We start from the raw sequence: 13,189 nt of genomic DNA, 5'->3' as shown, positions 1-13,189 counted from the left end.
GTGGTCGGGAACGGGGGTCGGTTCGGTCAGCCGACCGTCACGAACACGCCGTGCCGTCCGCTCGCGCCGTCCGGAATGGTCCGGGTCCGCAGCTCGGTCTGGACCTCGCCGCGGCCGTCCGTGGCACGGACGGTGAGGCGGTGTCCGCCGGGCGCGGCCTTCCAGTCGAAGGACCACTGGCGCCAGGTGTCGGTGGTGGCCTGCGCCGCGAGCGAGGCCTCCTGCCACGGCCCGTCGTCGACCTGGACCTCCACCCGCTCGATGCCGCGGTGCTGGGCCCACGCCACCCCGGCGACCGTCACGGTCCCGGCCGTGATCCGGGCGAAGGGCTTGGGGGCGTCGATCCGGGCCTGTGTCTTGATCGGCGCCCGGCGGGCCCAGCCGCGCTTGACCCAGTAGGGGTCGTAGGAGTCGAAGGTGGTGAGCTCGATCTCCCGGATCCACTTGCAGGCGGATACGTAGCCGTAGAGACCGGGTACGACCATGCGGACCGGGAAGCCGTGCTCGAAGGGGAGCGGCTCGCCGTTCATGCCGACGGCCAGCATCGCGTCCCGGCCGTCCATGACCTCCTCGACGGGGGTGCCCAGCGTCATCCCGTCCACCGAGCGCGCGATCAGCTGGTCGGCCCGGCCCCCGCGGGACGGCGCCTGGAAACCGGCCTCCCGCAACAGGTCCGACAGGCGTACGCCGAGCCAGCGCGCGGAGCCGGCGTAGGGGCCGCCGACCTCGTTCGACACGCAGGTGAGGGTGATGTCCCGCTCGATCAGCGGGCGTTGGAGGAGCTCGGCGAAGGAGTAGGAGCGCGGGCGGGGGACGCCCTTGCCGTGGATGCGCAGCCGCCAGGTGTCGGCGTCGACCTTGGGGACCACGAGGGCGGTGTCCACACGGTAGAACTCCTTGTTCGGTGTGGTGAAGGCGCTGACCCCGGGGATCCGCAGGGCCGCCCCGGCCGGAATCGGCGTGGCGGGCGAAGCGGGAGCGGGCAGGCGTACGGCGCTTCGGGAGGCGGCGGCGCCCTGGCCGCGCCGGCCGGTTAGGGCCCGGCCGAGGGCGCCGGCGCCGGTGGAGGCGACCGCGGTGATGCCGGCCGCGAGGAGGAAGCCGCGCCGGTTCCAGGCGGATGGGGGATCGGTGTCGCGGGCTCCGGTCCCGGTTGCGTCAGGGGCGCCGTCCGGCGCCGTGTGGTCGGCTCCTCCTGGCCGGGCGGCGGCGCCCACCTTTCCCACCAGCAGGTACAGCACCAGGGCACCGGCCGCGGCCCCCACCAGCGAGGGCAGTACGTCCGCCGCCCCGGCCGCGTCGGGCCGGCCGAGGGCGGCCGCGGCGCCGATGACGCCGAAGGCCAGTACGCCGGCCGCCCCCGTACGGCGGTGGCGCAGGGCGAGCAGCCCCAGCAGGGCCGCCAGGAGGCCGACGGTCGCGAGGATGCCGAGCTGGAGGACCAGCTTGTCGTTCTCGCCGAAGGTACGGATGGCGAAATCCTTGAGCGCCGCCGGAGTGCGGTCGATGGCCGCCCCGCCGATCACCGTGACCGGTCCGGCCTGCGGCCGCACCAGGGACGCGGTCAGCTCGGCGACGGCCAGGGCCGCGTAACCCGCCAGCAGGCCGCTCGCCGCGGCGAGGGCGCCGCGCTCGACTGTCCTTCGGTTGATGCTCACGACCCTCATTCGGCGCGGGATCGCTTCCGGATGGGCCGGACATCCGATCAAGTGAAGATCCGTCGACGTGTTGACCTTTGGGCGGGGGCCGTATGGCAGCACGCCGTAACGGCCCCCGCACGCGGGCGGCGGCGCCGACGGCCACCGCCCGCGCGGGGCCTCCGGGGCCCGGCGGCGCTCAGGAGCGGTGACCCGCTCCCCGCCGGTCCGGAGGACCACCGGCCCGCCGCCGCCCCGTTGCCGGCGGCGGGCCGGAGACCGCGGCCCGGGTCCTGCGTCAGGCGTTGACGCAGGTGTTGCCGAAGGAGGAGTTGAGCAGCCCGATCACGCTGATGGAGTTGCCGCACGCGTTGATCGGGATGTGGATCGGGATCTGGATCAGGTTGCCCGAGCCGACCCCGGGGGAGTAGGCGGCGATGCCCTGGGCTCCGGCGTCGGCCGAGGCCGCCGAGGTCCCGCCCACGAGAAGGGCGCCCGAGGCGAGGGCGAGTGCGGCAGTCTTGAGGACACGCGACACGAGAGTTCTCCTTGCTGGCTGTGCGGCGGCGGACCGCGTGGCCTTTTCGCTCCGTGGCCCACCGCGCGGCGGACCCGGAACCGGGCCTGCAGCCCTCGTTCGGTCCGGACCCGCGGCGCGGTTTGGTCCCGGGGGCACGGTTCCCCCGAATGGATGCCCTCTCGCGCGCATGTCGGCCAATCCGTTCGCGGACCGGCTCCGAAGACAGGGTGAGACAGCAAGGACCGGCGCGCACCGCGACCCCGGCGGACGGGGAACGGGTGCGCCTGCCACGAAGGATCGTTCATGCGATGGATGGACCGGCGCGAACCACTCGCGGTACCGGGATGCCCGCCCGGGCCCGGCCGTACAGGGGGGCCGCTCAGGTGAACCCCGAGAGGCTGCCCTTCCCCGGCCCGGGCCCCGGCAGCGGCCCGGGCCCCGGACCCGGATCGGCCGCGGCCGAGCTCGCGGAGCTGATGGCGCGCGTCGCCCAGGGCGACCAGGACGCCTTCTCCGCCCTGTACGACTCCGTGGCCGGAACCGTCTTCGGCATCGCCGTCAAGGTGGTGCGCGACCGCGCGCAGTCGGAGGAGGTCGCCCAGGAGGTGATGATCGACGTGTGGCGCCAGGCCGCCCGCTACCGCCCCGACCAGGGGAGCGTCATGGCCTGGGTGGCCACGATCGCCCACCGTCGGGCGGTGGACCGGGTCCGCTCCGCGCAGGCCTCGGCCAACCGCGAGCACGACGTGGGCGTACGCGGCCAGGAACGGCCCTTCGACGAGGTGAGCGAACAGGTGGAGACCCGGCTGGAACGCGACCAGGTCAAACGCTGCCTGCGCCGGCTGACCGAGCTCCAGCGTCAGGCCGTCACCCTCGCTTACTACCAGGGGCTGACCTACCGTGAGGTCGCCGAGACCCTCCAGACTCCTCTTCCCACGATCAAGACCCGGATGCGTGACGGACTGATCCGCCTGCGCGACTGCATGGGGGTGACCACGTGAAGCACGACGAAGAACTGCACACCCTCACCGCGGCCTACGTACTGGACGCGCTCGAGCCGGGTGAACAGGAGGCGTTCTCCAGGCACTTGGCCCGCTGCGCGCCGTGCTCCGGGGACGTCGCGGAATTCTCCGCCACGGCCGGCCGGCTGGCGGCCGCCGTGGCCCTCGTGCCCCCGCCGCAGCTGAAGGCGGAGGTGCTCGCCCGCATCGGGACCGTCCGCCAGGTGCCCCCGCGGGTCGGCGTCCACCGGGCGGCCGGATTCCTGGACCGGCTCCCGCGCAAGGCCGGTGCCTTCGTCGTCGCCGCCTCCCTCGTCGGGGCGGCGCTCTTCGGCGGCGCCGCGCTCCACGAGAGCGGGCAGGCGGACCGGGCCCGGCAGGAGGCCCGGCAGGCCGAGGCGCGCGGGCAGGAGCTGCGGGCCGTGGTCACGGCCCCGGACGCCCGTACCGTCCACGGCCGCACCAGCGGCGGAGCCGCCGCGACGGTGGTCACCTCCGCCGCCCGGGACCGGGCCGTGTTCCTCACCGACCGGCTGCCGGCCGCGGGGGAGGGCCACACGTACCAGCTCTGGCTGGCCGACGGCGGCACGATGCGCCCGGCCGGCTTCCTCACCGGCGACGGCGCGGCCGTGCTGGACGGAGGCCTGGGTACGGCCACGGCGGTCGGCCTGACGCTGGAGCCCGCCGGGGGGTCGCCGCAGCCGACGACCAGCCCCCTGCTCCTGCTCGCCCTGCCCGCGTAGGGCGTACGCGGACCCGGGCGGGTGGCCGCGAGCGTGGGCTCGGGTCACCCGCCCGCCGGGGGCTGGCCCCGGCCGCGGGCCGCGTGGATCATGAGGGGGCGCCGGAGCGATGGGGCCCCGGTGCCCGCCACCGAACCCTGGGGGTCCATGTGTCGTCCGCGTCGTCCGTGCCATCCGAGTCGTCCGTCGAGCCGAGTTACGCGTCCGGGGCCTGCGAGGTGCCGCTGCTGGGCGACACCATCGGTGAGAACCTGGACCGCGCCGTCCGCAGGTTCCCCGGCCGGGACGCCCTCGTCGACATGGCCTCCGGGCGCCGGTGGACGTACGCGCAGTTCGCCGCGGACGTGGACGCCCTCGCGCTCGGCCTGCTGGACCTCGGGATCGTGAAGGGGGACCGGGTCGGCATCTGGGCCCCCAACCGTCCCGAGTGGACGATGGTGCAGTACGCCACCGCCAGGATCGGCGCGGTCCTCGTCACCGTGAACCCGGCCTACCGGTCGCACGAGCTGGAGTACGTCCTGCGCCAGTCCGGGATCCGGCTGCTGGTCGCGGCGGACCGGTTCAAGACCTCCGACTACGCGGCGATGATCGAGGAGGTCGGACCGCGCTGTCCGGACCTGGAGTTCACCGCCCTGCTCGACGGCCCGCTCTGGAACTCCCTCCAGGAACGCGCCCGCCGCGCCGACCGGGCCGAACTGCTGCGCGCCCAGGCCGCGCTGAGTCCGGACGACGCCGTGAACATCCAGTACACCTCGGGGACCACCGGCTTCCCGAAGGGGGCGACCCTCTCGCACCACAACATCCTCAACAACGCCTATTTCGTGGGCGAGTTGTGTCACTACACCGAACAGGACCGGGTCTGCATCCCGGTCCCCTTCTACCACTGCTTCGGCATGGTCATGGGGAACCTCGCCTGCACCAGCCACGGCGCGGCCATGGTCATTCCCGCGCCCGCCTTCGACCCGGGTGCCACCCTGGCCGCCGTCCAGGCGGAGGCGTGCACCTCGCTCTACGGGGTCCCCACCATGTTCATCGCCGAGCTGGCCCACCCGGACTTCGAGAGCTACGACCTCTCCAGCCTCCGCACCGGCATCATGGCGGGCTCGCCCTGCCCGGTCGAGGTGATGAAGGAGGTCATCGAACGGATGGGCATGCGCGAGGTGTCCATCTGCTACGGCATGACGGAGACCTCCCCGGTCTCCACCCAGACCCGCGTGGACGACTCCGTGGAACGCCGCGTGTCGACCGTGGGCCGCGTCGGACCGCACCTGGAGGTCAAGGTGGTGGACCCGGCCACCGGCCGGACCGTCCCGCGCGGCGAACCGGGCGAACTGTGCACCCGGGGCTACTCGGTCATGCTCGGCTACTGGGACCAGCCCGAGCGCACCGCCGAAGCCGTCGACGCGGCGCGCTGGATGCACACCGGAGACCTCGCCGTCATGGACGGGGACGGATACCTGAGCATCACCGGGCGGATCAAGGACATGGTGATCCGCGGCGGTGAGAACCTGTACCCGCGCGAGATCGAGGAGTTCCTGCACGGCCACCCCGACGTCTTGGACGTCCAGGTGATCGGCGTGCCCGACCCGAAGTACGGGGAGGAGCTCATGGCGTGGGTGCGGATGCGCGAGGGCGCCGAGCCCCTGACCGCCGAGGCCGTGCGCGCGTACTGCGAGGGCCGGCTGGCCCACTTCAAGATCCCGCGCCACGTCCACGTGGTGGAGGAGTTCCCCATGACGGTGACGGGCAAGATCCGCAAGATCGAGATGCGGGAGACGGCGGCCAGGCTGCTGGACCTTCCCTCCTGACAGGGGCTCACCGGCGGACCGCCGCCCGCCCGGTGCCCCGGACGGCCGCCCGGTGTCCCGTACCGCCGCCCGCCCGGTGTCCCGTACCGCCGTCGCGGCCGTACGGGACACCGGGCGCGGGCCCGCATCCGCTCAGCGGGCCGCTCCGGCGCCCTTCCCCACGACCGTGTTGCCCGTGACCGCGCCGTCGGTGCCGGCCAGGGTCACGGCGTGCCGGACCCCGTCGGAGCCCAGGACCACCACGCGCCAGGCGCTCCCGCCGCCCTCCTGGGCGACCACGCGCAGCGCCTCGGCCTTGCCGCCGGGCACGGCGGCCTCCGCCTTCTCCAGGGCCTGCGCCGCCGGAAGCGCGGGAAGCGGTACCGGGGCCCGGCCGGGCCCGTCCACGGCGAACCCCTCCTCGCCGCCGGGCACCCCGTCGGGCCCGTCCGGCGGGAAGGCGAACCGCTCGGCCTTCTGACCCCGCAGGCCGGGCTTGCCGGGCTCGTCGGGACTGCCGGGCTTCCCGGGCCGCACGGGCAGCGGCGCCGTCAGCTTCCCGCCGCCCTCCCGCTCGACGTCGAACCGGTCCCACACCCGCTCCGCGCGCGTGCGGCGGACGTCGTGCTCGTGGTCCGCCACGGCCACCACCGCGGCGCCCGCTCCGGCGGACGCCACCACGACGAGCCCGAGCGCCACCCAGCGGCCCCGGCCCTCACGGGCGAACCGGGTGAAGCGGGCGATCCGGGCGCCGCGCCCCACCGCCTTGCCGGTCGGGGCGCCGCCGCCCTCGCCGCCGCCCTCGACGGGACCGGCGGCCGGGGGGAACTCGGGCGGCTGCGGAGTGGACTGAGTCATCTGGATGCTCCTCGGGTTCTCCGGGCGGCGTGCCCGGCTCGGCCGATCCTGCGAGCAGGATGCTGAAGCCTCGCTGAAGCGAGCTGAAGAACCCTTCAGCAAGCCCGCGGCGCGACCTGAGAACCTTGCACCATGCGCGTACTGGTGGTCGAGGACGAGCGGCGGCTGGCCGCCGCCCTGCAACGTGGTCTGCGGGCCGAGGGCTTCACCGTGGACACGGCACACGACGGCCCGCAAGGCCTGTGGATGGCCGGAGAGCACGATTACGACGCCATCGTGCTCGACATCATGCTGCCCGGCCTCAACGGCTACCGGGTCTGCGCCCGGCTGCGCGCGGACGGCTGCGAGTCCGGCATCCTCATGCTCACCGCCAAGGACGGCGAGTACGACGAGGCCGAGGCGCTGGACACCGGAGCCGACGACTTCCTCTCGAAGCCCTTCTCCTACGTGGTCCTCGTGGCCCGGCTGCGCGCCCTGATCCGGCGCACCGGCCGGCGCAGCCCGCAGGTCATGGAGTTCGGCGACCTCCTCGTCGACCCGGCCCGGCAGCGCTGCACGCGCGGCGGCGTCGAAGCCCGGCTGACCGCGCGCGAGTTCGCCGTGCTCGTGCACCTGGCGCGCCGGGCGGGCGAAGTCGTACCCAAGCGGGACATCCTCGAACACGTCTGGGACGCCGCCTACGAAGGGGACCTCAACGTCGTCGAGGTCCACGTCAGTGCCCTGCGCCGGAAGATAGACGCGCCCTTCGGCCGGGCCGCGGTGGAAACCGTCCGCGGCGCCGGATACCGGCTGGCGGCCGACGGTGGCTGAGACCGACCGGGCCGAGCAGGCCGACCAGGCCGACCAGGGCGGTGAAGGCGGCGAGGCCCACGAGGACCGGGTGCGCCCCCGCGCGCTGACGCACCGCCTACGCCGGGCCGCGTCCCGGCTCCGGCCGCGGTCCGTGCGCGCCCAGGCCACCCTCGGCGCGTCCGCCGTGGTGGCCCTGGCACTCGGCGTCGCCTCCGTCGCCCTGCTCGGGGCCCTGGAGACCAACATGACCATGAGCGCCCAGGCCGACGCCGAACGGCGGGCCGTCAAGGTGGCCGCGCTGGTGGCCACCGGGCAGTTGGGGCCCGTACCGGCCCCGGGTCACGAATCGGACTTCATCCAGGTCGTGGACGGGCAGGGCAGGGTGCTCGCGGCCAGTCCCAACCTCTCCGGCCGCCCCGCCCTGGTCCCCGAACCGCCCGCCGTGCCCGGCACGGTCCGCGACACCTGGAAGGGCGGCCGGGTCCGCCAGGAACACCGCCAGCGCGTCGTACAGGTCACCACCGTCACTGAGAAGGGCCTCGTCACGGTCTACGCCGGCACCTCGCTCCGGGACGCCGACACCGCCGACGCGACCATCATGGCGGTGCTGGCCGTCGTGGTGCCGCTGCTCGTCCTGGTCGTGGCCCTGATCACCTGGCGGGTCACCGGATGGGCCCTGCGGCCCGTCGAGGCGATCCGCGCCGAGGTCGCCGAGATCGGCGACCGCGAACTCCACCGCCGGGTGCCCGTTCCCGCCACCCGCGACGAGGTGGCCCGGCTCGCCGTCACGATGAACGCCACCCTGGACCGGCTGGAGGCCGCCGGCATCCGCCAGCGCCGCTTCATCGCCGACGCCTCGCACGAACTGCGCAGCCCGATCACGGTGCTGCGCACCCAGCTGGAGGTCGCCCAGGCCCACCCGGATCCCGAACTGTGGGGCGAACTGGTCAGCGGCGCGCTGGAGGACACCGTACGGCTCCAGGACCTGGCGGCCGACCTGCTCCTGCTCGCCCGCCTCGACACCTCGGAGCCGCCGCCGGCCACCGCCGTCGACCTCACCGAGGTGGTCCGCGAAGCGGCCCGCGCGCGCCGGGGAGGACGGGTCCCCGTCCAGGCGGACATCGCCCCCGGGATCGCGGTCCGCGGCAGCGCGATCTGGCTGTCGCGGCTCGTCACCAACCTGCTGGACAACGCCGGCCGGCACGCCGAACGGAGCGTCACCCTCCTCCTGCGCGTCGACGGGTTCCGGGACGAGGCCGTGCTCGAAGTGGCCGACGACGGAGCGGGCATCGCGCCCGCCGACCGCGAGCGGGTCTTCGAACGCTTCACCCGGCTCGACGACGCCCGCGCCCGCGACGAGGGCGGCACCGGGCTGGGCCTGGCCATCGCCCGCGACATCGCCCTGCGCCTCGGCGGCACCCTCGCCGTCCGGGACTCCCCGAAGGGCGCCCGCCTCGTCGCCACGCTCCCGCTCGGCCCCTGACGGCGCCCTGCTCCCCGGGAGCGCCCGCTCAGCAGACCGGCCGGCGCCCCGCGTCCCGCGCGGCCTCCTCCTCCGCCGCGACGGGCGCGGGGATCCCCGGCACCGGTTCGTGCGGGGTCACCAGCCGGCCTTCGCGGCCCGGGGGGTCGAAGAGCGCGGCGGGCTTCACGGAGACCCGGCCCGTGGAGACGGCCTCCAGGGTGCCCAGGGCCGCGACGTACGCCGGGAAGCTGTCCGTGTCCCGCCGGTGGCGGGCCGGCTCCCGGTGGTCGCCGAGGGCCGGGTAACCGTCCTGCCCGGTGAGCGTGTACGAGGTGGTCACGACCCGGTACGAGGCCTCCGGCCGCAGCGGGACACCATCGAGGAGCACGTCGCCCGGAGCCACCCGGTCCCCGACGGGCCCCGCCGCGTCGAAGGAGTACCGGACGTTGTCCGACACCGCGAGCGGGGCGTACGTCAGCACGCCGGAGGCGTTCAGCGCCCATTGCTGCTCCAGGGCGTCGTGGAGCCGGAGCCCGCTCACCTCGACGCTGACCAGCGGGCATCCGTAGCCGACGGCCCGCCAGGCCCGCTCGAAGCTGACGGGGTCGTCGAGGGCGGGACCGGCGAGGAGATCGGTGTTGATCACGCTGCGGCCCACGCGCGGGGCGACCGCGATGAGGGCCAGGTCGGCGCCGGAGCGGTCCGGCCGGGGGCTGGTGTCGAAGGAGTCGGGCTCCTGCCGTGCGGCCCACAGCGCCCAGTCGGCGACGAGGTTGCCCATGGTGGACTCCCCGGCCGGGGAGAGCGCGCGGCGGAAGGAGGCGCGCTGGCGTCCGATGACGCCCGCCCCGTGCAGCCGCGCGTAACCGGTCCAGTGGTCGACGACCTCCTTGAGCGCCGGATCGGGGTCCACATCACGGGTGTTGGGGTGGTTGACGGAGCTGGTGAGCTCGCGGACGACCGTACCGGTGGCGGTGTCGAGCCGCAGGGTGATCTCGCCGATGATCTGCCCGTGGCAGCCGGCCTCGACGAAGGGCCTCGGCCGCCCGGTGGGATCCGGGAGCATCATGTTGAAGGCGCAGTGCCAGTGGCCGGTCACGATCGCGTCGATGTCCGGGGACACGCGCAGCGCCAGTTCGTAGGCCGGACCGCTCGGTTCGCTGCCGGAATCGAAGTCGGTGCCCGCGACCGCCCCGTCGTGCATGCTGAGCACGATCGCGCCCACCCCCAGGGACTTGAGCCGGGCGGCGCAGAGGTTGGCGGAGGCGAGCTGGTCCAGGGTGGTCAGGCCGGGCTGGAAGGAGTTCCCGAAGGTCTCGCTGCCGGTGACCGTCAGGTGGATGAAGCCGATGGGCAGCCGCTGCCCTCCCGGGGCGTCCACGTACTCGATGTTGTACGGGGGGAGCACCGTCTCCCCGCTCGCCGTGGACACGGCGTTGGCGCTGTAGTAGCGGAAGTCGGCGCCGTGGAAGAGGGCGCCGCCCGAGTCCGGGAACGTGTTGCTCTGCCCCGCCCCCTCGTAGGGGATCCCCTGCTCCATGTGCCGGCTCAGGAAGCCGGGGGTGCGGTCGAACTCGTGGTTGCCCGCGGTCGCGAAGTCCAGGCCGAGCCGGTTGAGAGCCTCGATGGTCGGTTCGTCGGCGAGGGTGAAGGCGGGGAACTCCCAGCCGGAGAACAGGTCGCCGGGCGCGAAGAAGAAGGAGTTGGCCCGTCCGGCCCGCAAACGGGCCAGATGGGTGGCCATGTAGGCGACCCCGCCGACCGTGTACGTACGGCCGCCCGCGCCGGTGATGACGGCATCCCGGGCCGGGGGAGCGGACAGGTAGCCGTGCAGGTCGGTGATGTGCAGCAGCTGTACGTCCACGTACCCGGCCGCGCTCGCGGCGTCGTCCGCCGCGGCGGTGGCGGCCGCCGACGTTCCGGTGAGCGCCTTGACGCCGACGGCCGCCCCGGCGGCTCCCGCGGCCCGGGCCAGGAACCGGCGCCGCCCGAACTCCTCCATCAACGCCCCCGATCCGCCGGCGGGTCAACTCCCGCACACTCGGAAGCAGTCTGTACGCGCCCGGTGACGGTCCGTGGTGCGCCGTCCGGTCGCCGGGGCGAAATTCAGGGGAACTTCACCCTGTCGACGACCGGCCCCTCCGGCGGCCCTCCGGATCCGCCCTCCGGCGTGAGCCGGGGGAGTGCAAGGCATTTCCCCCGCGCTCCGTCGGGATCAGGCCGTTCTGGCCCCCGGGCCCGCTCCGGACCCCCCTCCCCGCGTGCCTCGCGGGCCCGTCCCCGCCCGTCCGCGACGAAGGCCGGTTCTCGCTACTCCGCGCTCCGGGCTCGGATGTACTCCCTCACTCGACCACCCAACGGGTTCCCCGGGACGCACCGCGGCCCCGCTCCGCCATGCCTCGGAGCGGCGCCGTCCGGCGGGAACCTCCGCTGTTCTACGACGACGTGAAGGAGCCGCACGTGGCTGAGAAGACGGCACGCAGCACCCAGGGCGAACCGGCGCCAGACGAGCAGGCGCCCGCCGACCCGCCCGAGTTCGACCCGCCCGAGTTCACCTTCGCCTTCGGCGCGCACCAGAAGACCATGGAGCAGCTCTCGCTCCGCGCGATGGCCGCGCGGCTGCCCGCCGCCCTCACGCAGACCGCGCAGATGGCCTGGCGGCTGGACCCCGCCTCCGCGACCCGGCTGCTGGCGGGGCAGATCCTCGCCGGGGTCTGTACGGCCGCCTCCCTCGGGGCCGTCGCCCGAGCGATGGGCCCGCTCCTGACCGGCGGTGGCGCGGGCGAGCGCCTCTCCGAGGCCGCCTGGCCGCTGGCCGTGGCCGCCGTCGCCGCCGGAGCCGGTACGACCGCCCAGATCGTGTCCGGGAGCGCGGCCCGCCGGCTCACCCCGCGCCTGGCCACCACGGCCGACCTCGACATGGTCGACGCCCACATGGACGTGGAGGTGTCCGCCTACGACGAGCCCGCGTTCTCCGACCGCTCGGAAGCCGCCGAGATCGGCGCGGCCCGCTCCTCCATGCTCGTGAAGGACGCGATGGCCTTCGTCAACGGCCTGGTCAACCTCGTGGCGGTGGCCGGGGTCCTCGCCGTCGTCCACCCCGTCCTGATGCCGCTGCTCCTGCTCTCCGTCGTACCGCGCGGCGTGGGCGCCGTCATCGCCGCACGCCTGGACTACGCCCTCCACAACGAGACGATCGCCTCCCGCAACATCCGCGGGATGATGCGCTGGTACCTCACCACCCACAAGCTCGGCGACGAGCTGCGCTGCAATTCCATGCGCCCCCACGCGCACGCCTGGTACGCCGCCGTCTGCGCCCGCATCGACGCCGAACTCGTCGGCTCCGCCCCGCGCTACCTCAGGGTCTCGCTCCTCGCCGCGGCCCTCGGCGGCCTCTTCCAGCTCGGTACCTGGGCCGCGCTGGGCGCGCTGGTCCTGGCCGGCTCCATGGCCCTGGCGGCGGCGGGCACCGCCATCGTCGCCATGCGCACCTCCGCCTCGGCCCTCTCCAGCCTGGTCGTCTACGGCGCCGCCATGTTCCAGCACGCCCTCTACCTGGAGGACTACCGCCTCTTCCTGGAGCAGGCCCGCGAACTGGCCGTCACCCGGGGCGGCGTGGAGGCGGGGCCGCCGGAGAAGATCAGCCTGGAGAACGTCTCGTACACCTACCCGGGCAAGGACACCCCGGCGCTCGGCCCGGTCAGCCTGTCCCTGTCCCGCGGCGAGATCATCGCGGTGGTGGGCGAGAACGGCGCCGGGAAGTCCACCCTCATCCGCCTGCTGACCGGCCTCACGGTCCCGAGCGACGGGGAAGCGTACTGGGACGGCACCCCGACCCGGGCGCACGACCAGCGGACCCTGTGGACCCACGTCGGGCTGGTCGCCCAGTCCTACGCGCAGTGGCCGTTCACGGTGCGGGACAACGTCACCCTCGGCCAGCCCGGCGGCCGCGGTGACGACGCGGTGTGGGAGGCGCTCGACGCGGTCGGCATGCGCGAGGCGGTCCAGGGCTACCCGCGCGCCCTCGACACGCTCCTGGCCCGCTCCCTGTGGGGCGGCCACGAACTGTCCGGGGGCCAGTGGCAGCGCCTGGCGTGCGCCCGCGCCTTCCACCGCAGGCCCCGGCTGCTGATCATGGACGAGCCCACCTCGGCGATGGACGCCCGCGGGGAGCACCGGATCTTCACCGGGCTGCAGGAGATGAAGGAGGACCGGATCACCATGATCGTCACCCACCGGATGGAGAACTGCCGTCTGGCCGACCGGATCATCGTCCTGGACAAGGGCCGGGTCATCGAGACCGGCACCTTCGCCGAACTGACCGCCCTCGACGGCACCTTCGCCGAGCTGTACGGGCTCTCGCAGGACCGCTGACCCGCGCACCCC

Annotated in this window: 10 protein-coding genes; 6 read left to right on the top strand and 4 right to left on the bottom strand. The window is 74.2% G+C overall.

The features are described 5' to 3' along the window. Positions 1 to 26 precede the first annotated feature (26 nt). Complete coding sequence (locus OG435_RS02910) at positions 27 to 1,667, bottom strand: molybdopterin-dependent oxidoreductase (protein ID WP_266875121.1); 1,641 nt, start codon at positions 1,665 to 1,667, stop codon at positions 27 to 29. Between the two features lie 268 nt (positions 1,668 to 1,935). Further along, a complete protein-coding gene (locus OG435_RS02905) occupies positions 1,936 to 2,175 on the bottom strand; it encodes a chaplin (RefSeq protein ID WP_266875120.1) in 240 nt (79 codons plus the stop codon). A 365-nt stretch (positions 2,176 to 2,540) separates the two neighbouring features. Here OG435_RS02905 and sigK point away from each other — a divergent pair, with 365 nt between their 5' ends. From sigK to OG435_RS02890, 3 genes are all read left to right on the top strand, one after another. Further along, positions 2,541 to 3,158 (top strand): ECF RNA polymerase sigma factor SigK, encoded by a 618-nt coding sequence (sigK, locus tag OG435_RS02900; RefSeq protein ID WP_430625564.1) that lies wholly within the window; start codon positions 2,541 to 2,543, stop codon positions 3,156 to 3,158. After that, complete coding sequence (locus tag OG435_RS02895; RefSeq protein ID WP_266875119.1) at positions 3,155 to 3,901, top strand: anti-sigma factor; 747 nt, start codon at positions 3,155 to 3,157, stop codon at positions 3,899 to 3,901. The genes sigK and OG435_RS02895 overlap by 4 nt, the downstream gene beginning before the upstream one ends. A gap of 167 nt (positions 3,902 to 4,068) precedes the next feature. Then, on the top strand, positions 4,069 to 5,709 hold the full coding sequence (locus tag OG435_RS02890; RefSeq protein ID WP_266875118.1) for an AMP-binding protein: 1,641 nt from the start codon (positions 4,069 to 4,071) through the stop codon (positions 5,707 to 5,709). Between the two features lie 132 nt (positions 5,710 to 5,841). Here the strand turns inward: OG435_RS02890 and OG435_RS02885 are convergent, their stop codons facing one another. Continuing rightward, on the bottom strand, positions 5,842 to 6,546 hold the full coding sequence (locus OG435_RS02885; RefSeq protein ID WP_266875117.1) for a PepSY domain-containing protein: 705 nt from the start codon (positions 6,544 to 6,546) through the stop codon (positions 5,842 to 5,844). A gap of 132 nt (positions 6,547 to 6,678) precedes the next feature. Between OG435_RS02885 and OG435_RS02880 the strand changes: the two genes are divergently transcribed. Further along, positions 6,679 to 7,356, top strand: a complete 678-nt coding sequence (locus tag OG435_RS02880; RefSeq protein WP_266875116.1) for a response regulator transcription factor — start codon at positions 6,679 to 6,681, stop codon at positions 7,354 to 7,356. Next, positions 7,349 to 8,821 carry a sensor histidine kinase gene (locus OG435_RS02875; protein WP_430625563.1) on the top strand — a complete coding sequence of 491 codons (1,473 nt, stop codon included), beginning with the start codon at positions 7,349 to 7,351 and terminating at the stop codon, positions 8,819 to 8,821. Before OG435_RS02880 ends, OG435_RS02875 begins: the two co-directional genes overlap by 8 nt. 28 nt (positions 8,822 to 8,849) lie before the next feature. On the opposite strand, the gene OG435_RS02870 is transcribed toward OG435_RS02875, so the two are convergent. Then, on the bottom strand, positions 8,850 to 10,805 hold the full coding sequence (locus tag OG435_RS02870; RefSeq protein WP_266875115.1) for a bifunctional metallophosphatase/5'-nucleotidase: 1,956 nt from the start codon (positions 10,803 to 10,805) through the stop codon (positions 8,850 to 8,852). A 458-nt stretch (positions 10,806 to 11,263) separates the two neighbouring features. Here OG435_RS02870 and OG435_RS02865 point away from each other — a divergent pair, with 458 nt between their 5' ends. Further along, entirely contained in the window at positions 11,264 to 13,177 is a 1,914-nt protein-coding gene (locus OG435_RS02865) for an ATP-binding cassette domain-containing protein (protein ID WP_266875114.1), read from the top strand. Positions 13,178 to 13,189: the final 12 nt, after the last annotated feature.

Source organism: Streptomyces sp. NBC_01264, from assembly GCF_026340675.1.
Classification (GTDB): domain Bacteria; phylum Actinomycetota; class Actinomycetes; order Streptomycetales; family Streptomycetaceae; genus Streptomyces.
This window is presented reverse-complemented; position numbering and strand designations above follow the sequence as displayed.

Bases quoted from the DNA above. Each gene is read 5' to 3' on its own strand.
- OG435_RS02910 (WP_266875121.1), bottom strand. From the start codon at position 1,667: ATGAGGGTCGTGAGCATCAACCGAAGGACAGTCGAGCGCGGCGCCCTC.
- OG435_RS02885 (WP_266875117.1), bottom strand. From the start codon at position 6,546: ATGACTCAGTCCACTCCGCAGCCGCCCGAGTTCCCCCCGGCCGCCGGT.
- OG435_RS02870 (WP_266875115.1), bottom strand. From the start codon at position 10,805: ATGGAGGAGTTCGGGCGGCGCCGGTTCCTGGCCCGGGCCGCGGGAGCC.
- OG435_RS02880 (WP_266875116.1), top strand. From the start codon at position 6,679: ATGCGCGTACTGGTGGTCGAGGACGAGCGGCGGCTGGCCGCCGCCCTG.